The organism is Corallococcus sp. AB032C, assembly GCF_003668935.1.
Classification (GTDB): domain Bacteria; phylum Myxococcota; class Myxococcia; order Myxococcales; family Myxococcaceae; genus Corallococcus; species Corallococcus exiguus.
In genome coordinates this window covers 101814-123412 of record NZ_RAWP01000017.1, presented here as the reverse complement: position 1 = coordinate 123412, position 21599 = coordinate 101814, and the positions used below count along the sequence as shown (strand labels likewise).

General features: G+C 70.4%; 15 protein-coding genes. 4 read left to right on the top strand and 11 right to left on the bottom strand.

Features of this window, described 5'->3' with window-relative positions; translation table 11 throughout:
* From D7X99_RS10550 to D7X99_RS10525, 6 genes are all read right to left on the bottom strand, one after another.
* On the bottom strand, positions 1-2139 hold a 2139-nt coding region (locus D7X99_RS10550; RefSeq protein WP_147476107.1), incomplete at its 3' end, for an ABC transporter permease.
* Between the two features lie 211 nt (positions 2140-2350).
* The gene (locus D7X99_RS10545; RefSeq protein WP_121777650.1) at positions 2351-4801 is read right to left on the bottom strand and encodes a PQQ-dependent sugar dehydrogenase; all 2451 of its coding nucleotides are present in this window, start codon (positions 4799-4801) and stop codon (positions 2351-2353) included.
* Positions 4802-4839: 38 nt separating this feature from the next.
* Positions 4840-5376: a hypothetical protein gene (locus D7X99_RS10540; RefSeq protein ID WP_121754415.1), complete on the bottom strand. Its 537-nt coding sequence runs from the start codon at positions 5374-5376 to the stop codon at positions 4840-4842.
* A gap of 97 nt (positions 5377-5473) precedes the next feature.
* On the bottom strand, positions 5474-6010 hold the full coding sequence (locus tag D7X99_RS10535) for a hypothetical protein (protein ID WP_121777649.1): 537 nt from the start codon (positions 6008-6010) through the stop codon (positions 5474-5476).
* Positions 6011-6186: 176 nt separating this feature from the next.
* The gene (locus tag D7X99_RS10530) at positions 6187-6744 is read right to left on the bottom strand and encodes a hypothetical protein (RefSeq protein ID WP_233597333.1); all 558 of its coding nucleotides are present in this window, start codon (positions 6742-6744) and stop codon (positions 6187-6189) included.
* Between the two features lie 78 nt (positions 6745-6822).
* On the bottom strand, positions 6823-8061 hold the full coding sequence (locus D7X99_RS10525) for a citrate/2-methylcitrate synthase (protein WP_233613270.1): 1239 nt from the start codon (positions 8059-8061) through the stop codon (positions 6823-6825).
* A 173-nt stretch (positions 8062-8234) separates the two neighbouring features.
* Between D7X99_RS10525 and D7X99_RS10520 the strand changes: the two genes are divergently transcribed.
* Together D7X99_RS10520 and D7X99_RS10515 are read left to right on the top strand one after the other, a co-directional pair.
* Positions 8235-9011: a class I SAM-dependent methyltransferase gene (locus D7X99_RS10520; RefSeq protein WP_121777647.1), complete on the top strand. Its 777-nt coding sequence runs from the start codon at positions 8235-8237 to the stop codon at positions 9009-9011.
* A 61-nt stretch (positions 9012-9072) separates the two neighbouring features.
* Entirely contained in the window at positions 9073-10419 is a 1347-nt protein-coding gene (locus D7X99_RS10515) for a S9 family peptidase (RefSeq protein WP_120579716.1), read from the top strand.
* Between the two features lie 7 nt (positions 10420-10426).
* Here the strand turns inward: D7X99_RS10515 and D7X99_RS10510 are convergent, their stop codons facing one another.
* Together D7X99_RS10510 and D7X99_RS10505 are read right to left on the bottom strand one after the other, a co-directional pair.
* Positions 10427-11455: a prephenate dehydrogenase/arogenate dehydrogenase family protein gene (locus D7X99_RS10510; protein WP_121777646.1), complete on the bottom strand. Its 1029-nt coding sequence runs from the start codon at positions 11453-11455 to the stop codon at positions 10427-10429.
* A 101-nt stretch (positions 11456-11556) separates the two neighbouring features.
* Positions 11557-13059 carry a hypothetical protein gene (locus tag D7X99_RS10505; protein WP_121777645.1) on the bottom strand — a complete coding sequence of 501 codons (1503 nt, stop codon included), beginning with the start codon at positions 13057-13059 and terminating at the stop codon, positions 11557-11559.
* A gap of 518 nt (positions 13060-13577) precedes the next feature.
* Here D7X99_RS10505 and fusA point away from each other — a divergent pair.
* Both fusA and D7X99_RS10495 read left to right on the top strand, forming a co-directional pair.
* Entirely contained in the window at positions 13578-15683 is a 2106-nt protein-coding gene (gene fusA, locus D7X99_RS10500; RefSeq protein WP_121777644.1) for an elongation factor G, read from the top strand.
* 127 nt (positions 15684-15810) lie between these two features.
* Positions 15811-17067 carry an RNA polymerase sigma factor gene (locus D7X99_RS10495; protein ID WP_121777643.1) on the top strand — a complete coding sequence of 419 codons (1257 nt, stop codon included), beginning with the start codon at positions 15811-15813 and terminating at the stop codon, positions 17065-17067.
* A gap of 9 nt (positions 17068-17076) precedes the next feature.
* On the opposite strand, the gene D7X99_RS10490 is transcribed toward D7X99_RS10495, so the two are convergent.
* From D7X99_RS10490 to D7X99_RS10480, 3 genes are all read right to left on the bottom strand, one after another.
* Positions 17077-18525: a hypothetical protein gene (locus tag D7X99_RS10490; RefSeq protein WP_121777642.1), complete on the bottom strand. Its 1449-nt coding sequence runs from the start codon at positions 18523-18525 to the stop codon at positions 17077-17079.
* Between the two features lie 36 nt (positions 18526-18561).
* The gene (locus D7X99_RS10485) at positions 18562-20721 is read right to left on the bottom strand and encodes a DUF4082 domain-containing protein (protein WP_233613268.1); all 2160 of its coding nucleotides are present in this window, start codon (positions 20719-20721) and stop codon (positions 18562-18564) included.
* Between the two features lie 146 nt (positions 20722-20867).
* Positions 20868-21509, bottom strand: coding sequence for a hypothetical protein (locus D7X99_RS10480; protein WP_147476106.1), 642 nt, complete (start codon positions 21507-21509; stop codon positions 20868-20870).
* Positions 21510-21599: the final 90 nt, after the last annotated feature.

The window sequence follows — 21599 nt, the reverse complement described above, 5'->3', positions numbered from 1 at the left end:
CTGCACCACCGCGTAGGCCACCACCCCGTAGAGCCCCACCGCCGCCAGCGCCAGCGCCACCCCCGCGAAGACGCTCGCCAGCAGGAGATAGAAGCGCAGCGGCGCCACCGTTCCATCCACCACCGACGCCAGCGTCCGCACGCTGCCTACCGCGAGGTTCGCGTCCAGCCCCCGGACTTCCGCCCGCACCGCCCCGGCCAGCGCGAGCGGCTCCCCGTTCGTACGGAGCACCAGCGTCATGTCCGTGGTCCGTGCCTGCTCATAGGGCACATACACCTCCGGCGCGGCGGGCGCGGCCAGTCCTTCCGTGGCCATGTTCGCCACCACCCCCACCACCCGGCCTCCGAACGCGCCGTTGCCCAGGTCCATGTCCATGTCCAGCGTGCGTCCCAGCGGGTCCTCTCCCGGCCAGAAGCGGCGCGCCGCCTCCGCGTTGATCAACACCGCGCGCCCACCCGCCCCCCGGTCCTCCGGCAGCAACCCCCGGCCGCGCAGCACGGGCACCCGCAGCGCCTCCAACGCGTCCGGCGTGACGATGCGCATGCTGGCCTGCCAGGGCTCCGTGCCCGGCGCCACCGGCCGGAGCGGGTCACGCACCGCGAGCGTCCACCGCTTCCCCTCCATGGGAACTGCATTCACCGCGCCCGCCACGGTCACCCCGGGCAGGCTCCGCAGCCGCTCGAGCAGCCCGTCGTAGAAGGCCGCGGGCGCCGCGCTGCCCATGGCGTAGCGGTTGGGCGGCAGGCTCAGCTTCACCGTCAATACGCCCTCCGGCTGGAAGCCCGGGTCGACCTGCCGCAGGTGCACGAAGCTGCGCAGCAGCAGCCCCGCGCTCACCAGCAGCAGCACCGCCAGCGCCGTCTCCGCCACGATGAGCGCCGCGCGGGTTCGGTGGTGGTGCGCCGCGCCGCCCGCGCCCTCGCCCGCCGTCCGCAACACGCGCGCCAGCTCCACCCGCGACGTCTGCCACGCAGGCACCAGCCCGAAGAGCAGCGTGGTGAACACCGACAGGCCCGCGGTGAACGCCAGCACCGTTCCATCGAGCGACACCTCGTCGATGCGCGGAATGTCCTGGGGCCCGAACGCCGCCAGCGCATCCAGCGCCCACAGCGCCGCGAGCAACCCGGCCCCGCCACCCAGCGCTGACAGGAGCGCGCTCTCCACCAACAGCTCCCGCGCGATGCGCCCCCGGCTGGCGCCCAGCGCGAGCCGCACGGACGTCTCCGCCTCGCGCGACGCGGCCCGCGCCAACAGCAGGTGCATGAGGTTGGCGCACGCGATGAGCAGCACCAGCCCCACCGCGCCCAGCAGCAATAACAACGAGGGGCGCACCTGGCCCAGCAGCACGTCGCGCAAGGGCTCCACGCTCGCGCCCATGTCCGCGTTCGTCGCCGGATGCCGCGCCGCCAGGCCCCGCGCGACCGCCGCCGCGTCTGCCTTCGCCCGCTCAAGGCTCACGCCGGGCCCCATCCGCCCATACACCTCCAGCCAGTGCGCGCCGCGCGCCTCCGGCTTCGTCATGGACTCGTCCTGGACGATGGGCGTCCACAGCTCCGCGCGCGACGGGAAGTCGAAGCCCGGCGCCATCACGCCCACCACCGTCCACGGCACGGGGCCGCCCAGGTTCACCGCGCGCCCCAGCACGTCGGGGCTGCCACCAAAGCGGCGCTGCCAGAGCGCATGCGACAGCACCGTGACCTGGGGCGCCCCAGGCGCGTCATCCCCGGCCCGGAGCGCGCGGCCCAACTGCACGCGGGGCCCCAGCACCTGGAAGAAGTCGGCCGTCACCAGCCCGGCCTGCACCTTCATGGGCGAGGCCTCCAGCCGGTCCGCCCCGAGCGTCACCATCGCGGGCGCCACGCCAGCGAGCCCCTCGAAGGCCCGCGTCTGTTCGCGCAGGTCCATCAGGTCCGGCGGCGACGTCGGCCCCGGTCCCTGCTGGCCCACGCTGAACAGCCGCACGAGCCGCGCGTCGTCGCGCAGGGGCAACGGCCGCAGCAGCACCGCGTGCACCACGCTGAAGATGGCGACGTTGGCGCCAATGCCCAGCGCCAGCGTGGCCACCGCCACGACGGTGAAGGTGGGGCTGCGACGCAGTCGCCGCAGCGCGAGCAGGAGGTCATGGAGGAGGGGAGCCATTGGGGACGCCATTGAGCATGGCCCATGCCACGGAGCGCGCACAGTCGCCCCCAGGCGACAGCGGGGATGAACCCGTCACTTCCCTGACCGGCGATGGGAATCCGCGTCCCGCTTCCGGACACGCGCAAGTGCCTTCATGCCGCGCTGAAGCGGAAATGGAACGGGAGGGCGTCCAGCACGGGCGCCCTCCCGTTTCTGTTTCAGCGAGGCCTCAGCTCGCGCGCGACCGCTTGCGACGGGTGGCCAGCGCGACGAGCGCCAGCCACGCGAGCGGCGCCACCGGGGCCGCGCCGCAGCCGCAGCCGGAGTCGTCCTCGGGCAGGGGATTGTTCGTGCCGGCATCCAGGGGCCCCGTGCCGGCATCCGGGGTCTCCGTGCCCGCGTCGGTGCCGGCATCCGGTTCGCCCATTTCCGCCTCCGCGGTGATGGTGAAGGACTGCTCCGCGTCCGGCGACACGCCATTGGTCGCCCGCACGTGCACGTCCACGGTGCCCGCCGCCGACGGCGTCCAGGTGATGAGGCCGGTGGTCGCGTCGATGCTCATGCCCTGCGGCACCGCGCCCTCCAGCGAGTACGTGGGCTGCGGCCGGCCCACCGCCTCCACGTCGTAGCGATACTCGATGCCCACTCCGGCGGTGGTGACAGGCGTGGAGGAGATGGTGGGCTGGAGCGGTTCGTCATCCGCCTCCACGGCCTCCAGCATGCGCGCGTCCAGGCCCGGAATGGCGAGCGTGATGGTGGCCGTGCCATCCACGTTGTCCGCGTCCTGCGACGCCTGGAGCGTGACGGTCCGCGGCGCGTTCCAGTTGGACGTCGTGAAGCTGAGCGTGGACGCGGAGGCCACGGTGAGGTCCGGATCCCCCTGGGTGGACGCCACGGTGACGGTCACGTTCGACGAGGGCCGCAGGGACAGGGACACGTCGAAAGTGGCGGTGCCGCCCTCGGGCACGACGAGCCGGGGGGTGGACAGCACCAGCCGGGTCGAGTTGTTGTCGATGGTGGTGGCCACCACGGCCTCGGTCGTCAGCCCCTCCGAGGCCACGGTGAAGGTGGCGACGTCCGCGTCCGCGTCCGCGTCCTCCACTGCCTCGAGCACCATGACCTGCGGCACGCTCCAGTTCGCCGGAGAGAAGGTGAGGGTGCCACCGCCCAGCAGGCGCAGGTCCTCGGAGCCGCCCATGGCGCGCGCCACGCTGACCGTCACGGGCGCGGTGGGCGCCTGGGCCAGCCGCACGGTGAAGGCCGCGCGTCCGCCCTCCATCAGGCGCAGGTTGAGTCCGGACACGACCAGCTTCTGGCCGGTGGCCGTGGGCGTCACCCGGCGCACCACGCCGTTGGTGTACCCCAGCGCGTAGAGCGCGCCGTCCGGCCCCACGCTCATGTCCACGTTGGAGGAGAAGCCCGTGCCCCACTCGTCCACCGTCGCCACCGAGTTGTCCGCCGCCAGCGTGGCGCGCGTCACCTGGGCGCTGTTGTAGTCGCCGAAGAAGTAGTTGCCGCGGTACTCCGGCGGGAAGAGGGTCGCGTCGTAGAAGACGCCGCCGGTGATGGAGCCGCCCAGCGCCTGCGTCGTCGCGTTGCCCCCACCGCTGGTCGCGTCCGGCAGGCCCGGCTGGGCCACGGTGAAGGTGGTGGTGGTGGGCGCGTTGTTGGCGCTGGCGACGTAGAACTCGCCGTTGAAGCTCGCGTTGCCCACGCCTTCGAGCGTGAGCTTCTCCCCCTTGCGGAAGCCGTGCGGCGAGGCGGTGGTGAAGGTGGTGATGCCCCCGCTGCGCACCGCGCCCGTGGCGGTGACGGTGCTCGAATCAATCGTGTTGGTGCGGTACTTGATGACGGGGGTGAGGAAGTCGTTCCCGACGGGCTGGTTGTTCTCGTAGTCGTTGTATCCGGCGTGGCTGCGCCGGCTCACGACGAAGACCTGCTCATAGCGGTCGCCCACGCCGTTGACCCACAGCAGTCCGGTGGTGGGCTGGAACGTGAAGGTGAACGGGTTTCGCAGGCCGCGCGCCCAGATGTATTCGTTGTTGGGGCCCACGCCGTCGTTGAACGGGTTGTCATTGGCGGGCGTGCCGTCCAGGTTGGCGCGGCTCATCTTGGCCGCCAGCGACGTCAGGTCCGCGTCCACGCCGGAGCCGTTGCCCAGATCGCCAATGGCCCAGTAGAGCTTCCCGTCCGGGCCGAAGCCCAGCCCGCCGCCGTCGTGGTTGTTGCCCGCCGTGGGCAGCCGCGTGACGACCTCCGTGCGCGCGATGCCCGTGCCGTTGGAGTCCGTGTAGCGGACGATGCGCTGCTCGGAGGCGGAGACGGTGACGAAGAAGTAGACGTACCGGTTGACCACGTAGTTCGGGTCGAACGCGATGCCGATGAGGCCGCACTCGCTGTTGGTGTGGACCGCGGGCTCCGTGGCGAACGTGCGCGTCACCAGCGTGGAGGTGCCCGGCTGCGTCTCCAGCACGCCGTCCTTCATGGCCACCGTCCGCACGACGCCGTTCTTCAGCGTGACGAACAGGCGCCCTGAACCATCCGGCGCCCACGCCATGCCGGTGGCGGGTGTCAGGCTGGTGGACGAATAGTTCGTTTCCACGAAGCCAGCCGGTACGGCGGCCCGGGCTGGCGCGGACATCATCAGGAACAGCAGTGAGGCCATGAGGGGGGAACGCATGGCCCCGACCCTACCGCACCCCGAATGGGGCCGAGGCCCTACCGCGTCGCGGTGAAGTTCCGCTTGATGTGGCACCTCAGGCTGTTGTCCTCGGAGGTTCCAATCAGCTCGTACTCGCCCGTGATGACCGAGGTGTCGGTCTCCGTCTCGGGCGCGGGCGTGGCCACCGCCGACTTGATGCTGCCGGAGTACGTGCGCGTGCTCGTCACGGACTTCGTCCCGTACAGCGTGAGCGGCCGGTCGGCCTCGTCGAAGTCGTAGTCGCCCGACAGTTTCATGCCGTCGAGGCCCGCCGAGACGGTCCGCCCGGAGCGCGTCAACTCCAGCGGCCCCGTGGGCAGGCCGAGCCCCAACGTCTCGCAGACCTCCCCAGGGGGCGATGTGTCCGCGAACTGGAGCGTGTAGGTGCCCCCGATGGCGCAACCGCTCTCACAGACAGAATAGTTACTGCCGCCACAGCCCGGGTTCCCCATGCCGCTGCCCATCGTCATCATGCCCACGGCCAGCAGCACCGGGATGCGGAGGAACGTCACGGCCTTCGGGGAACGGGCGCTGCGCGGGGATTCGATGTGCATGAAAGACTCCAGGTGGAACGGGAAGGCGTCAGACTAGCCAACGCCTGCCCTGGTCCGCACCTGGTGTCCGGGGTGCTTCACATCACGACATCATGCGTCACAGCGTCACGTTGCCGGACACCACCTCGGTGAACTTGCAGGGGATGTCGCTGGAGAGCGTGGCGCAGGTGGACGGCTGCGCAGGGGTCCACGTGGTGGCGTTGAGCTTGATGGCCGCCTGCGAACGCTGACGGTAGACGCCCGCCGCGTAGGGCGTGGGGTTGGCCGTCTGGCCACCGAAGTCCGTGTTCGTCTCCGGCCAGCAGCTGCGGCTGCCCGGGATGGCCGTCCAGGTGACCGTGCCCGTGCTGCTCACCGACTTCTGCTCCACCGTGGAGCAGATGTAGATGATGGGGTAGTCCTGGTCGCAATCCCAGGCAGACGCCTGGGCGCTGATGGGGCCCCCGATGTCATATGTGTAGGGCTTCGTCGCTTCGACCACGCACGTCGTGCCCGGGATGGCCTTCGTCACCTGGGACTGGACCTGCGCGATGTCGCCGCCGGAGGGGGCCGGCTCCGTCGCTTCCGGCGCGGGGCCACAGGCGCTGAACGCAAGGGCCACCACGGCGAGGCTGTACGTCTTGAACTTGAACATGTGGGGTGTCTCGGGGGAAATGAACCTGACGCGCTGCCACCGCCCACCGTTTGAATTCCATGCATCAACATGGTTTCCAGGTGAGAAGTGACTAACGCGCCAGCAAGGTAAGGCTGTTCATCCCTTGCCGTCCACCCACGCGCGGTGCAGGAGCGTGGGGGACACACCCCGTGAACTCAGGGCGTGCGGGACGCCACGGCGGGCGCGGCGGTCATCGCCTGGCTGAGCTTCCGGGCACCTTCCGAGAAGGCGCCGCGTGCGATTTCCTGCCCGGAGGTGCCGAGCACCTGGGCGAACACGTGGTCGAACCCCTTCTCCAGGCCCATGGACTTGTGGGGTTCACCCTTGGAGTCCGCGACCATGTAGAGCGACGAGTCCAGCTCGGCGGGCGGTGCCTCGCCCTTCTGGCGGTACAGGTCCTTCATGGCGGCGAGCGACTCGTTGTGGCTCTTGCGGATCTCCCCGCGAGCAATGCCCTTGAAGAGGCCCGAAACGTCGCGCAGGTCCACGTGGATGACGACGATGGGCTTCTTCTCACGCACGTCGTAGATGAACTGGGAAGCGCGCTGGCGCAGCTCATCCTTGGTGCCCTTGTTGGCATACAGCACCAGCGTGGGCCGGCCCTGCCCGATGGGGACCTCCTTGCCGAACACGTCCTTGAGTTCAGCGGCGCTGGCCGGGAGAGCTCCCAGCAATCCGAGCAGGCAGGTCAGCAGGGCGGTCTTCTTCATCATGCAGTGGCTCCAAAGGGTGAAGAGTCGCAATGGGTCCACCAACATCGTCACCCCCATCCTGAATCCCGGCCGATGAATTCAATCTGTCTCTGGTGAAGAGGGGCCGACGTAGCGAGCCCTGGGGCGCAGCAGGTGGCCCTGCTCCCGCTGCTCCAGCACGTGCGCCACCCAGCCCGCCGAGCGCCCCACCGCGAACACCGTCGCCGCCGCGCCCTTCGGCAGCCTCAGCGCCTCCGCCAGCATCACCAGCCCCACCTCCATTGAAGGCGCGGGATGTCCCGCGTCGCGCATCACGTCCACCAGCGCGGCGCCCACGCGCACCGCCCGCGCATCCGGGCGCAGCTCCCGCGCGGCCAGGATGAGCGGGGGCGTGCGCGGGTCTCCCTGGGGATACAGCCGGTGGCCGAAGCCCGGCACCGATTCGCCCCGGTGGACGTACGTGTCCACCACCTCCTTCGCCCGCTCCGGACGGCCCACCTCCGTGAGGAGCGCCTCCACGCGGTCGCACGCGCCCCCGTGCTTCGCTCCGGAGAGCGCCGCCATCGCCGCGCCCACGCACGAGTACAGGTCCGCACCAGAGGATGCCGTCACCCGGGCGGCGAACGTCGACACGTTCAGCTCATGATCCGCGCAGAGCACCAGCGCCTGATTCAACGACGCCGGAGCGTGCGATGAGCGGGCGTCCCACGCGTGCGCCAGCGAGTCCGCCACCGTCCGCTCCCTCAACGCAGGGGCCACGCGCTCCGGCGCCCGGGCCGCGCACACCCACGCCGCCAGGTGACGCAGCAGGCCTCGGGCCCGCGCGAGCTCCTGGTCCGGTGGCACCGCGAAGCGCACCGCGTCCCGCGCGCCCAGCAGGGACACCAGCGTCGCCAGCACCTTCGCGGGAGGAGTGCCCTGGGGCAGGAGCGCCGCCAGCGCGGAAGGCGGGAAGGGCGCTCGCGGCGCGGGCCACGTCGTGTCCCGGTGCTTCGGCAGCGCGCCAGACCAGAGCAGCTCCGCCACGTCCTCGAAGGAGCGCCCTTTCGTGGCCAGTTCCACCGCGGAGTGGCTTCCCCGGTACGCCAGGCCTTTGGCCTCCACGCGCGACACGGCGGAGTCGATGACGGGCTCGCCCCAGCGCAGCGCTCCCGCCGCCACCGCCGCGTGTCCTGCCCTCGCGTCGTGGCGGACCTTCAGCCGCTCCAGGTCCGCGCGTGCGTAACGGTTCTCCTTCGTTCCCTGCACCGGCACGCACCGCACCAGCCCCCGGCTCACGTAGGTGTAGAGCGTCGCCAGCTTCACGCCGAGCAGCGCCGCGGCCTCGCTCGCCGACACCAGGGCTTCCTCGCGCTCAGGTCGATGTTCGAATCGAGATTGAGAGCGTCCACCGCGGCGTCTATCCATGCTCCATCCACCTCCTGGAAGGGGAGTGTCGGCGCGGCGCGCGGCCGCTGTCGACGTGTCTTTCCTGATGGACGCGTGGAGCCCTGAACCCTGGAGGACATGTCATGCAGGTGGACTTTGGCCGCACGTCGGAGGACTACGCCCGGCACCGCGCCGGCTTTCCGGAGGCCTTCTTCGAGAAGCTCATCCGTGAAGGCGTCTTTCATCCGGGACAGCGCGTGCTCGACCTGGGCGCGGGCACGGGCACGCTCGCGCGAGGACTGGCGAAGCGCGGGGGCGACGTCACGGCGTTGGACCTCTCGGAGCCCATGCTGGATTCGGCGCGCAGGCTCGCGAGCGACGAGGGGCTGTCCATCGACTTCCGCGTGGCTCCGGCGGAGCGGACCGGCCTGCCGCCGGAGTCCTTCGGGCTCGTCACCGCTGGCACGTGCTGGCATTGGTTCGACCGCGCCGCCGCGGCCCGCGAGGCCTTCCGGGTGCTGGCGCCGGGAGGCCGGCTGGTCATCGCGCACTTCGACTGGCTGCCTTTGCCGGGCAATGTCGTGCAGGGGGTCCACACGCTCATCGACACCTTCAATCCCTCGCAGGTCGCGCCCTACGTCGAGTTCGGACACGACGCTGGCATCTACCCGCGCTGGTTCCAGGACGTCGCCACCGCGGGCTTCACCGGCCTGGAGTCCTTCTCCTTCGACACCGTCGTCCACTACTCCCACGAGGCCTGGATGGGACGGGTGCGCGCCAGCGCCAAGGTGGGCCCGGTGCTCTCCGAGGACGAGGCCGCCCGGTTCGACGTCGCGCACGCGAAGCTCCTCGCGGAGCGGTTCCCCCAGACGCCGTTCGCCGTGCCCCACCGCGTGTTCGCGCTGGTTGCGACGCGGTGAGTGACAGAAGTGGAGGCCTGCGGTGTTCGAAGCGCCAGCACTTCGCTGGAGGCCAGAGACCATGGGCATCACACTGGACCGTCGCTCCCTCATCCAAGCCAGCCTGGGGCTGACCGGGGGGCTCGCGCTCCTCCGGGGCGCTCCCGCGGCGGCGGCCGGACAGCCGTCCACGACCTCGTCGTCCCCCTCGTCTTCCGACGAGCCCCGGCCCTGGTGGGAGCTGGGCCTGATGGCGGACCCCATCATGGAGAGCCAGCTCCTGCACTTCCTGGCTGGGACCTACAGCGCGCAGTCGGACATCAGCGAGGTGCTGGACACCGCGTCCCGCATCGTCGCGGGGGATGACTGGAGCTGGCCCAACGAGTGGGTGAGCACCGCCGACCGCATCCGCGCCATGGGCGACGTGAGCCAGTCCCGCCGCCATTCCATCAGCGCGGGCAATGCCTACCTGCGCGCCGCCAACTACTACCGCGCCGCGCTCATCCACCACCCCGAGCCCACCCATCCGAGCGTGGTCGCCACCGGGCGCAAGGCGGTGGACGCCTACAACAAGGCGCTGCACCTGTTGAAGATTCCGGGCACGCCCGTGCGCATCCCGTACGAGCGCACCACGCTGCCCGGCTACTTCTTCCGCGCCCCGAGCGCCCGGAGCATCGCGCCGCTGCTCATCTTCCAGCAGGGCCGCGACGCGTGGCCGGAGGAGTCCAAGTACGTCATCGACGCGGCGCTCGCGCGGGGCTACCACTGCCTCATCGTGCACGCGCCCGGCCAGGGCATGGCCATCCGCGAGCAGGGGCTTCCCTTCCGTCACGACTGGGAGCAGGTCATCCGCCCGGTGGTGGACTTCGCCCTGTGCATCGCGGGCGTGGACTCGCGGCGCATCGCGCTGCTGGGGTGGAGCATGGGCGGTGCGCTGGTGCCGCGCGCCGCCGCGTTCGAGCGACGCATCAAGATCCTCATCCCCAACCCCGGCGTCCTCAACTGGGGCCAGTCCTCCTTCGAGCAGTTCAACATGTACTTCCCGGAGCTGATGCAGCTGCTGGACAGCAACCCCCAGGCCTTCGACGCGGCCATGGCCCAGCTGATGGAGCAGGTGTTCCTGTACCGCTGGTACATGAAGGACTCGATGTCCAAGCACGGCGTCAGCACGCCGTCGGCCCTGCTCTTCGAACTGCGCCGGTTCAACAACGAGCCCATCGTCCACCGCATCCGCTGCCGCACGCTGGTGATGGATGGCACCGCGGAGGCGTTTTCCCAGGGCCAGGCCCGGCTGCTCTTCGACGCGCTGGAGTGCCCGAAGGACTACATGCTCTTCACCACCCAGGACACGGGGCTCTTGCACTGCCAGGAGGGCGCGCAGGCCGTGGCCAATCACCGGATGTTCGACTGGCTGGACGAGTACCTCTAGCGCCGTGTCATCGCAGGCCGCTACCCAGCACGACGCGGAAGACGGCCTCCACCTCCTGCGCGTCCACGCCCAGCTCCCGGGCCCACGCCCGGCGCACGGCGAGCAGCGTCTCCGTGCGAGCGGGCTCGTTCCCGGCCTCCTGGGCACGGCGCTGACGGCGGGCCAGCTCCTCGCGGCGGGCGAGCAGTTCCACCAGTTCGCGGTCGAGCGCATCGATGTGCTCACGCGGCTCGCGGGGCGCTGGCGCTTCCGGTTCCAGGCCGGGCACGGCGACGCCCGAAGCCTCCGGTGCTTGCGTCACCGTGGGTGCCGCCTCCAGGTCGCGGTGGATGTCCTGGAGCGCCGCGAGCAGTTGGCCTCGCGCCTGCGTGGCGAAGGGGTTCTCCTGCTGGATGGCGTTGAAGAGGTGGCCCGCGTCCGCGCGCACGGTCTCGATGGTGCGCGACAGCGCCTTGAAGCTGGCCGGGGCGAAGGGCACGTCCGCCGCCGCGCCGGAGTCCACCATCCCCTTGGCCACGAAGAAGGTGAGCGCATGCGTGCGCGCCATCACCTGGTCATGGCCCTCTGGCGTCTGCTCAATCACCTCGCAGCCCAGCCCCTCGTAGAAGCGCCGGGCGCGCGGGGCTGCTTCCGGATGCAGCGGGTTGGGGCAGAGCACGACGCGCATGGGGCGCTCGGCCATGGCCAGGCTCAAGGGGCCGAAGAGGGGATGCGTGCCTACCCAGGGCACCTGTTCGCCCAGCACCTCCGTCAGCGCCTCCACGGGCTTCACCTTCACGCTGCCCACGTCCAGCACCAGGTGCTCTGGCCTCAGGTGGGGCCGCAGGGAGCGCAGCACGTCCCGCATCTGGGGCACCGGCACCGCCACCACCACCAGCTCCGACCCCTCCAGCAGCTCCGGCACCGAGTGCGCGCGGAGCGGCTCCGGGATGTCCGCCACCGGGTCCAGGGCGCGGTGCTCCACGCCCACCGCCTCCAGCAGCGTTCCCAGCGCGCGTCCAAAACGTCCGTATCCCACGAGTGCGACATGCGGCATGCGCCGGAGTCTACGCGGGCACGCGGCCGATAAACGACCGCCGGGTCCCTCGTGAAGAGGAACCCGGCGGGGGACGACTTGCCAGGATGGACGGCCTGGGACTACCGGGCGCGGGACATCTCCACCGTGAGGCAGGACTCGGTCTTCTCCGGGAGGACGAAGAAGGGCTGCTGGCGGCTCAGGCCCTGGGACGTGCCAAGCCAGCCGTCGCCAATCTGCCCGGCGCCGTCGTACACCAGCGCCAGCCAGTCATGCTGCGCCGCCGGGATGAGGTCCGTGGTGTCGGCGTCGCGGTTGAGGCTGTACGCGTAGGACGCGGTCTGGATGACGCCATCACCGTTGAAGTCCAGGTTCGCGCTCGCGGTGCCGGCGCGCTGCACGCCGTTGATGCGCACGCCGATGTGGGCCAGGTCCGCCTCCGTGGTGGGCGCGACGGGAGCGAACGCGGAGACCTCGTTGACGGACGCCTCGCTGATGGCGGCGACGCGCACGCGCGAGTAGTCCAGCACGTTGTCCACGCCGTCCATGCGCAGGCCGAACATCTGGTACTCGTAGTTCATCTGGCTCAGGTAGTTGGCCTTGTAGTTGCTGTCGTCGTTGCCGCCGTGACGCAGGCCGATGTTGTGCCCCAGCTCGTGCATGAGGGTGCCGGCCTGCTGCAGCTCCGTGCCGCCCGCCACGGGCCAGCCGCCCAGCGTCACCACGAAGTCATGCGCGGGGATGCCGCGGGAGATGCCGCTGGAGGTACCGCCGCTGTACGTGTTCGCGAACAGGGCGTAGTGGAAGAAGGGCGCGCGGCGCGACTTGAAGTACTTGGCCTTGATGACGTCGAAGTCCGTCCACACGGGGGTCAGGTCCGTGTCCGCGTCCGCGGCGGCGATCTGCGAGTCCAGCACCAGGTGCAGCGCGATGCCCGTGGTGCCGTTGGGGTTGGACACCGGCGCGTTGGCGAAGGACGTCGTCACGCGGTCCAGCGCCGCCTGCGTGGGCTTGCGGTCCGCGTAGTAGTCCACCTCCACGAACACGTCCTTCTTGCGCGGATCCGCGCCCCAGTAGCGCAGGTCCACGCCGCCGTAGCCGTACAGCTCCGCGAAGTCGCTGATGCGGTCGCCGTCCGTGTCGGAGCTGTTGGGGTTGGTGCCGTAGCGGGCCTCGGCCGCGTCGCAGACGCCGTCGCCGTCGGTGTCCACGGCGTTGAGCGCGCACAGGTACACGGGCTGCACGGCGGAGACCTCATAGTCGGCCCCGTCATACGTCATCGTCGAGTACTTGGGCCGGTGGTAGACGGTGACGGAGCGATAGCCCGCGCGGCTGTAGACGAGCCGCACCGCCTCCTCGCCGGACGCCGCGGTGATCAGCTGGACGTTGTTCTCACCGTGGCGGTTGCCGTACGCGTCGAAGACGTAGAGGCCGGACGAGTCCGTGGACTGGGTCGGGAGCCCGGTGCCGCAGCCGGTGCCGCTGCAGGTGCCGGAGGCGACGATGACCGCCACGCCTTCCACGGCACTGCCCGACGCGGAGTCGTAGATGTAACCGTAGACACACCCATTCAAGCCGACGAGACCCATGGAGGCCGTCAGCAGGCTTTTGTAGAACGTGGACATACTTCCCCCTCGGAGGAACCAGGGGTTGGCTTCTGTCGCCAACCGCCACATGTACGGCGCCCGCGGCGGATATTCTTTCGGGGGATTTATTTCCGGCCCTGGAACACGGGGGAGGCCGTCGGGTTGACAGCGGGGGCTGTCTGTCTTACTCCTATCTCGTCATGAGGCCCGTCACTCTCCATGCCCTGCCTGTCCTGAGCGCCTTCGCGCCGGCGGCGGACGTGCGCCTCGCCCCCCGTCACGAGGTCCTGCTCGATATTTGAGCAGGCGGACCGGAGTCCTCCGGTGCGCGCGTGGCTGGTTGCCCGCGCACCGTGAGCTCCGTCTCCGCCCGTCCCCTCCCTGGGGGTGCCTTCGTGTGTCCTCGCGCGTTCCCGTGGCGGCCTGACGTGCCGCTGTAGGCCCTGCGTGCGCGTGCGCGCCTGAAGACAGCCACCGGTCCATTCCACGCATCCAACCGGCGTCTCAATCCAATACACCCGCGGGCCTCGCTGCCCGGACGGGAACGGGAGTCTTCCATGCCTCGCACCACGCGCATCGAGCGGTATCGCAACATCGGCATCATGGCCCACATCGACGCGGGCAAGACGACGCTCACCGAGCGCGTCCTCTTCTTCACCGGCCGCATCCACTCCACGGGAGAGGTGCACACGGGCTCCACGGAGATGGACTGGATGGAGCAGGAGAAGAAGCGCGGCATCACCATCACCTCCGCGGCGACGACGGCCTTCTGGCAGCCCCGGCACGGGCGGGAGGCGGGCGTGCCCCACCGCATCAACATCCTGGACACGCCGGGCCACGTGGACTTCACCATCGAGGTGGAGCGCTCGCTGCGCGTGCTGGACGGCGCGGTGGCGGTGTTCGACGCCAGCCAGGGCGTGGAGCCGCAGTCGGAGACGGTGTGGCGTCAGGCGGACCGCTACGGCGTGCCGCGCATCGCGTTCATCAACAAGATGGACAAGGTGGGCGCGGACTTCGCCCTGAGCGTGCAGTCCATGGTGGACCGGCTGGGCGTGCGCCCGGTGGCCGTGCAGTGGCCCGTGGGCGACGGCGCGGACTTCCAGGGGCTCGTGGACCTGGTGCGCATGCGGCTGGTGCGCTTCCAGGGCGACGACGGCGGCTTTGACGACGATGCGCCCGTGCCGCCGGAGCTGGCGGAGGCGGTGCTGCCGTACCGCATGCGCCTCGTCGAAGTGTGCGCGGACCTGGACGCGGGCGTGATGGAGAAGTTCGTGGACGGGCGGGTGGAGGACATCACCGTGGAGGAGCTGGAGCGCGCGCTGCGCTCGGGCACGCTCGCGCGGACGCTGGTGCCGGTGCTGTGCGGGTCGGCCTTCAAGAAGAAGGGAGTGCAGATGCTCTTGGATGCGGTCGTCAGCTACCTGCCGTCACCCGCGGACATGGCCGCCGTGGACGGCTTTGCGCCCGTCACCGGCGAGCGCGTCAGCCGTCCCGTGTCGGACTCGGGTCCGCCCACCGCGCTGGCGTTCAAGTTGATGAGCGACAAGGCCGTGGGAGGCATCGTGTTCCTGCGGGTGTACTCGGGCACGCTGCGTGCGGGCACCGTGCTGCTCAACCCCGTCACCGGACGGAAGGAGCGGGTGGGGCGCCTGATGTTCATGCACGCCAACCGCCGCGAGGAGGTGGCGGAGGTGCACGCGGGCGACCTGTGCGCGGCGCTGGGGCTCAAGGGCGTACGCACAGGCGACACGCTGTGCGACCCGGAGGCGCCGGTGGTGCTGGAGGCGTTGAACGTGATGGAGCCCGTGGTGCAGCTCGCCGTGGAGGCGCGCTCCCCCGCGGAGCTGCCGAAGCTGGAGGAGGGCCTGCAACGGCTGGCGGCGGAGGATCCGTCGCTGCGCCTGGGCGTGGACCCGGAGAGCGGCCAGGTGCTGCTGTCCGGCATGGGTGAGCTGCACCTGGAGGTGGTCGTGGACCGGTTGAGGACGGAGTTCGGCGTGGAGGCGCGCGTGGGACAGCCGAAGGTGGCGTACCGCGACACGCTCCGGAGCGCGGTGCGCCAGGAGTACCGCCATGTCCGCCAGTCCGGCGGGCCCGGGCAGTACGCGCGCGTGGTGCTGGACGTGGGGCCGGCGCCGCGAGGGGCGGGGCTCGTCTTCGTGGACGCCACGAAGGGTGGCTCCATCCCTCGCGAGCTGGTGCCCGCCATTGAAAAGGGCGTGGCTGGTGCGATGGCGAAGGGCATGCGGGAGGGCGTGCCGCTGGTGGACGTGGAGGTGCGGCTGGTGGATGGGGACACGCACGTGAAGGACTCCACGCCGCAGGCCTTCATGGTGGCGGGTTCGCTGGCGCTCCAGGAGGCCGCCCGGCGCGTGGGCGTGCAGGGGCTGGAGCCGGTGATGGAGGTGGAGGTGGTGACGCCGGAGGAGTTCCTGGGCGACGTGCTGGGCGACCTGGCGTCGCGGCGGGGACGGGTGCTGGGGATGGAGGCGAAGGGGACGGCGCGGTGCGTGTCCGTGCGCGTGCCCATGGCGCGCCTGTTCGGCTACGTGACGGCGCTGCGTGGCCGCACGCAGGGGCGGGCCCAGGCGAGCATGCGCCTGGGGACGTACGAGCCGGTGCCGGAGTCGGCCGCTGGCCTGGCGGCCGAGGCGCGGGCGTGAGGTGACGGCCCCGGGCTTCCCGACGAGGGGAGGCCCGGGGCCGTGCTGTCTTCGCGGGAAATCGAACCCCATGTCGATTTCCGGGGCGCCCATTCGACGTGCATTTGATTGAGTTCGCGCCGTGACGATGTCCAAGGCGCAGGCCGCGGTGCACGCGGTGTGGAGAATCGAGTCCGCCCGGCTCATTGCCGGGCTTGCGCGCATGGTGCGCGACGTGGGGCAGGCGGAGGAGCTGGCGCAGGACGCGCTGGTCGTGGCGCTGGAGAAATGGCCGGTGTCGGGCGTGCCGGAGAACCCGGGCGCGTGGCTCATGGCCACCGCGAAGCGCCGCGCCATCGACGAGATGCGCCGTCACAAGCTGCTCGCGCGCAAGCACGAGGAGCTGGGACACGGGCTGGAGGAGGCGGAGGTGCCAGACCTGGACGCGGCCCTGGACGACGACGTCGGCGACGACCTGTTGCGCCTCATCTTCACGTCCTGCCATCCGGTGCTGTCCCCGGAGGCGCGGGTGGCGCTCACGCTGCGGCTGCTGGGCGGCCTGACGACGGATGAAATCGCCCGCGCGTTCCTGGTGCCGGAGCCCACGGTGGCCCAGCGCATCGTGCGGGCCAAGCGCACGCTGGCGGAGAAGGGCGTCCCCTTCGAGGTCCCTCATGGCGACGAGCTGGCGGCGCGGCTCGCGTCGGTGCTGGAGGTCGTCTACCTCATCTTCAACGAGGGCTATGCCGCGACCGCGGGCGATGGCTGGATGCGGCCGGAGCTCTGCCAGGACGCGCTGCGCCTGGGGCGCATCCTCGCGGAGCTGGCGCCGGGCGAGCCGGAGGTGCACGGGCTGGTGGCGCTGATGGAGATTCAAGCGTCGCGGGCGCGGGCGCGGGTGGGGCCCTCGGGGGAACCCGTGCTGCTGCTGGAGCAGAACCGCGGGCAGTGGGATCAGCTCCTCATCCGCCGCGGGCTCGCGGCGCTGGAGCGCTCGGAGAAGGCCGGGCCGGCGGGGCCCTACACGGTGCAGGCCTCCATCGCCGCCTGTCATGCGCGGGCGCGCACGCCGGAGGAGACGGACTGGCCGCGCATCGCGGCGCTCTACGCGGTGCTCGCGAGGCTCACGCCTTCACCGGTGGTGGAGTTGAATCGCTCTGTCGCCCTGTCGATGGCGTTCGGTCCCGCGGTGGGGTTGGAGCTGGTGGACCAGCTCGTGGCCGAGCCGTCGCTCAAGCACTACCACCTGCTGCCGAGCGTGCGCGGCGACTTCCTCCAGAAGCTGGGGCGTCTCAAGGAGGCCCGGGCGGAGTTCGAACGAGCGGCATCGCTCACTCGTAACGCGAAGGAACAGGCGCTGCTGCGCGCGCGTGCCGCAGCGTGCGCCGGCGAGAAGCCGTCGTAGTCCCGCGCGTCAGGGGTTGTGGCAGTTGACGAGGTTGGTGATGCCGGAGCCCTTCACCCGGTAGTCGTAGTTGTGGTGGCCGGTGCCGTGGGCGGATTCGACTTCGGGCTGGGCCCTGAGCCAGGCCACGGTGGCGGCGATGTCGGCGCAGGGGGTGGGAATCTCCAGCGTGAAGCGCTGGTCCAACGCCTGCCACCGGCGGCTGCCCTCCTCGTAGCCCTTGCGCCGTGCCTCCACGAACGCCGGGGTGACGATGGTCACCTCCCGCGTGTCCGAGCCCCGGGTGCTGCCGTCCGCGAAGCGAGCCTCCACGGACAGCCGCACGGTGCGCGCGGTGGACGTGTCCAGCGTCAGCTCCGTCGTCACCTCCGCCGCGCCCGCGGGCACGGGCACCGTGGCGAAGCGCTTCTTCACCTTGCCCCGTGCATCCACCTCCACGAACGTCGCCGAGGCCACCGGGGGGACGACGCTGTCGAGCCCCGACGCCTCCACCGTCAGCGCGGCCTTCGTTCCGGTGACGTATTCCTCTGGTGCGCCGCGCAGTCCCATCAACCGGAGGCCGCCCGCGTCTTCATCCGGGAGCGTCTGCTCGCACTTCAGGGACAGCTTCACCGGGAGGGACTGCTGGAGGGCGGGCTCGTCCTTGCACGACAGCTCCGCGCGCAGCGTCACCGGCAGCGACGACTTCCCCGAGGCACAGGCCCGGGTGACGTCGCGGACGGACCACAGCGGCAGGTCGAAGGTGAAGTCCTGCCCGGTGTACGCGGAGTCCGCGGCGGGCTGGAACGTCCGGGGCAATCCCTTGCTCGGGCCGCTCAGCACCACCTTCTCCAGCCGATCGGGGCACCGCGCGTCCAGGGTGAGCTCCGGGTGGATCCACAGCCCGGTGAAGCCGCCTCCGTCAACGGACCGCAGCTGGCCCCCCTTCACCCAGGCCTCGCTCTGGTGGCGCAGCTCGAGGCCCGGCTTCTCACGCGGCGTCCGGTGCAGTTCCCGCAGGCGCCGGGCTTCGTGCCGTTGCTGCTGGAGGAGCGACAGACGCGCCCGCTTCTCCGGGGGCAGGGGGAAGCCAGGGAACTCCTCGTCGGGACGCGGATCATCGCGCTCGAGGCCGATGTAGCGGCCGTCCTCGCGCGTGTTCCCCACGAAGAGCAGGAGCGATTCATCCCAGGTGGCGATGAGCGCGTCGTGCAGGTCCGTCTGGCCCAGCTGCTCGATGGGACCTCGCGCGAACGTCCGCTCCGGTGACTCGATGCGCAGGATGCGCATGCCGGGCGTCAGCTTCGCCTGGTCGGCCGGCTTTCCTGGCACCACCTGGGTGATGGTTACTGCCTTGCCGTCGGACTGGACGGTGAACCCGGAAGGCTCCACCGCGACGGAGAACGGCGCCGCCGCGAGGAGCCACGTGGTGGCGAACAGGGACGTCGCTGCACTCAGGAGCAGGGGAGCGGCGGGCATCCGTGCAGCATACCCGCCCTCCCATGCGTCACGCGCTCAGGGGCGCGGAGACAGCTCCAGGTTGTCGAAGTTCGTGTCCCAGCCGTTGGACGTGATCAGCGTGAAGACCGTGCAGGGCTGCGTCCAGGTGGGCACCACGTGCGTCACCTGTCCCGCCGTCAGGGGGAAGGTGAGGGTGGGCAGGTCGATGCACTTCAGGGTGAGCGTGGCGCCGCTGTCCCACGTGAAGGCATCCAGGCCCAGGATGCGACGCTGGCCGATGATGCCCAGGTTGGCCTGGGTGGGGCCGCCGCCGTTGAACGACACACTCTTCGTGTCGAACCCACCCCAGGGCGACGCGATGTACCAGCTGTTGAGGCCGAACTGGATGGGACCATACGTGCCGTTGAGGGTCTCGTCCTGGCCGGGGATGGTGTCGAAGGTGACGAGATTGGTGGACGGGCCCACGGGGATGGTCAGCGCGTGCGTGTTGTTGCCCGGCACGAAATCCGTCTCCGAGGACGAGATGGTGGCCTGGCTGGTGAACGTCCCGGCGCTCAAGGGGATGGCCTCCACGTGGATGGTGAAGCTCGCGCCCGGCGCCAGGGTGGGGGCGCCACACTGCAGGTCACTGAAGAACCCGCAGTGCCCGCCGTTCACCGGCGGAGCGTTCGCCGAGTAGAAGAAGTAGTTCAAGCCCGCGGGGATCGGGACGTCGAGCACGACGTTGGTGGCGGTCGCCGGGCCATTGTTCGTCACGGTGATGTCGTAGAAGAGCACGTCACCGTTGGCGCCCGTGCCGTCAGAGAACGACTGCGTCACGGCCAGGTCCACCGTCGCGGGACCGCTGGGCTCCGAGGGGACGAACGTCACGTCCACCCAGAAGTTGGTGTTGAGCCACGCCTCAGTGGGGAACGCGCTGCCGTTGAGGTTGCGAACGCCGTTGCCGCTGGCCTCCACGGTGGAGGGCGCGTGCAGCGGGGGCATGTCCACGCCCGCGGTGCTGAAGTAGTACGGGGTGATGGCGTAGCGCCCGCCGGTGGCGAAGTACGACACGACGTAGGTCGTGTTCGCGGCCAGGCTCACGGGCGTGGAGAAGGACAGCTCGCGCCAGCCGAAGCCCGTCTCCGCGGGAGTCGTCTCCGTGGTGGCCAGCAGCGTGCCGCTGGCGCTCCACAGGTGGCCCACGTGCGGGCCGGTGTCGGTGCTGCCCTTGTAGTAGCGGACCTTCGTCACCGTGCCCGCCACGTCGGTGCGGAACTTCACGCCGACCTCCGTCGGGGTGGCGTCGGCGTTCTCGAACTGCGGGTCGCCCGTCACGCTGTTCCACAGGCTGCAGGGGTTGCAGGCCATGTTCGGGAGCGTGGTGGCGTTGATGACCGTGGAGGACGCGCTGAGGTTGCCGGCGGCGTCACGGCCGCGCACGGCGTAGTTGTACCCGGTGGAGGGCGTCAGGCCGGTGTCGCGGTAGCGCACGGTGGTGCCGGGCAGCTCCGCGATGAGCTCGTTGTTCCGGTACACCAGGTGCCAGCGGGCGTTGCCCTGCACCTCACCACTGCCGTCCACGGACGCGTACCAGGTCAGGTCGATGGCGGTGGACGAGCTGGGCAGGGCGGTGACGTTGGTGGGCGCGCGCGGCGCCGTGGTGTCGTTGGGCTGGAAGGCCACGTCCACCCAGTAGTTGCTCGCGTTGAACGAGCTGTTGGGGAAGCCGCTGGTGTCGTAGCGGTAGAGGCCGTTGTTGGACGCCTCGGCGTGCAGCGGCGGGACATCCAGCGCGGACGCGAAGCCGTTGGCCGTCACGGCGTAGTGCCCCGCGGGCGCGTGATACGAGACAACGTAGTTCGTGTCGGCGGCGATGGTGACCGGCGAGGCGAAGCGCACCTCCTGCCAGCCGGAGGCCGTCTCGTTCTGGAAGGTGGCGGTGGCCATCAGCGAGCCGGCCGCCGTCCACAGGCTGCCGGTGTGCGTGCCCGTGTTGCCCGCGCCCTTGTAGAAGCGCACGCCCATGATCCGTCCCGGAGCGTCGCTGCGGAAGCGAACGCCCAGCTCCACCGCGCCGCTGTCGTCCGCGGCCGTCACGGCCGGAAGCGCGGTGGTGCCCAGGAGCGACCGCTCACCGGCCAGCAGCGGCTGCGCGGCGGATGCGGCCTCCGGTGTCTCCTGGGTGGGCGATTCCGCGGGAGCACAGCCCGTCTGAATCAGGGTGAAACCCAAGACGAACGTCGTGACCCATCGTGAAGCATGTCGAAGCAAGGCGGACTCCCGGTGTGTGAAAACCGACCGTGCTTCGCATGGTGTCAACCCGGAATTCAAGCGTTCCAAGGATGGTTGAGATTTCTCGCGTGGCTGACGAAAAAGGCTCAGGGTGTTTGGGACAATTCCGCCAGGAATTGAAACAGCGCCATTTGTTCATGAGGCTGTGACAACAGCCACGTGTGTCCCTGGCCGGGGACCTCGCGTGAGTCCAACCTCAGCCCGGCCGCACGCCAGGATTCGAGCGCCGTCCGCCACAGAGGGGCGCTGCCATCCGTCTCGCCGATGAACGACAGGAGGGGCACCCGTGCATGCGCGGGACTTCGCGGAGGCGCGTGTTCATCGCCGTGAGACAGGCGGGGAGCGCCGGCAACCAGCACCAACGCGCGAAAGGCGTCGGGGCGCGCGGACCACAGCTCGAGCGCCATCTGCGCGCCCGCGCTGAAGCCCAGCAGCACGGGTCGCTCCGCATCCACGCCGGGGACGCGAGCCACCTCCGGTAGCGTGCCGAGCATCACCCGGTTCGCGTCCGCGCCGCTCCAGCCCTGCACGTGCTCGCGGGGGAACGTCAGCAGCGCGTATCCCCGAGCGGCGAGGGCGTCGGCCAGGGGCTCCACCAGCGTCAGGCCATCCGTGCCCGTCGGGTGCAGCCACACCACCAGCCGGTGCGGATGTTCCGGCGTGGCCTGTTTGGAGACGAAGAGGCGGTAGGGCAGGCCGTTCGCGGGAGCGCCCGTCCGCGCCGGCATGACAGCCACCACGGGAGTGGAAGGCATGGGCGGCGCGGAGGCGCACGCGGTGGCCAGGGCCAGGGTCAGGGCGGAGCGGCGAACACGGGA

What these genes read in the sequence shown, in the direction of transcription:
- D7X99_RS10545 (WP_121777650.1), bottom strand. Translation starts at nt 4,801, where the DNA reads ATGCGTTCCCCCCTCATGGCCTCACTGCTGTTCCTGATGATGTCCGCG.
- D7X99_RS10540 (WP_121754415.1), bottom strand. Translation starts at nt 5,376, where the DNA reads ATGCACATCGAATCCCCGCGCAGCGCCCGTTCCCCGAAGGCCGTGACG.
- D7X99_RS10535 (WP_121777649.1), bottom strand. Translation starts at nt 6,010, where the DNA reads ATGTTCAAGTTCAAGACGTACAGCCTCGCCGTGGTGGCCCTTGCGTTC.
- D7X99_RS10530 (WP_233597333.1), bottom strand. Translation starts at nt 6,744, where the DNA reads ATGATGAAGAAGACCGCCCTGCTGACCTGCCTGCTCGGATTGCTGGGA.
- D7X99_RS10520 (WP_121777647.1), top strand. Translation starts at nt 8,235, where the DNA reads ATGCAGGTGGACTTTGGCCGCACGTCGGAGGACTACGCCCGGCACCGC.
- D7X99_RS10515 (WP_120579716.1), top strand. Translation starts at nt 9,073, where the DNA reads ATGGGCATCACACTGGACCGTCGCTCCCTCATCCAAGCCAGCCTGGGG.
- D7X99_RS10510 (WP_121777646.1), bottom strand. Translation starts at nt 11,455, where the DNA reads ATGCCGCATGTCGCACTCGTGGGATACGGACGTTTTGGACGCGCGCTG.
- D7X99_RS10505 (WP_121777645.1), bottom strand. Translation starts at nt 13,059, where the DNA reads ATGTCCACGTTCTACAAAAGCCTGCTGACGGCCTCCATGGGTCTCGTC.
- fusA (WP_121777644.1), top strand. Translation starts at nt 13,578, where the DNA reads ATGCCTCGCACCACGCGCATCGAGCGGTATCGCAACATCGGCATCATG.
- D7X99_RS10495 (WP_121777643.1), top strand. Translation starts at nt 15,811, where the DNA reads ATGTCCAAGGCGCAGGCCGCGGTGCACGCGGTGTGGAGAATCGAGTCC.
- D7X99_RS10490 (WP_121777642.1), bottom strand. Translation starts at nt 18,525, where the DNA reads ATGCCCGCCGCTCCCCTGCTCCTGAGTGCAGCGACGTCCCTGTTCGCC.
- D7X99_RS10480 (WP_147476106.1), bottom strand. Translation starts at nt 21,509, where the DNA reads ATGCCGGCGCGGACGGGCGCTCCCGCGAACGGCCTGCCCTACCGCCTC.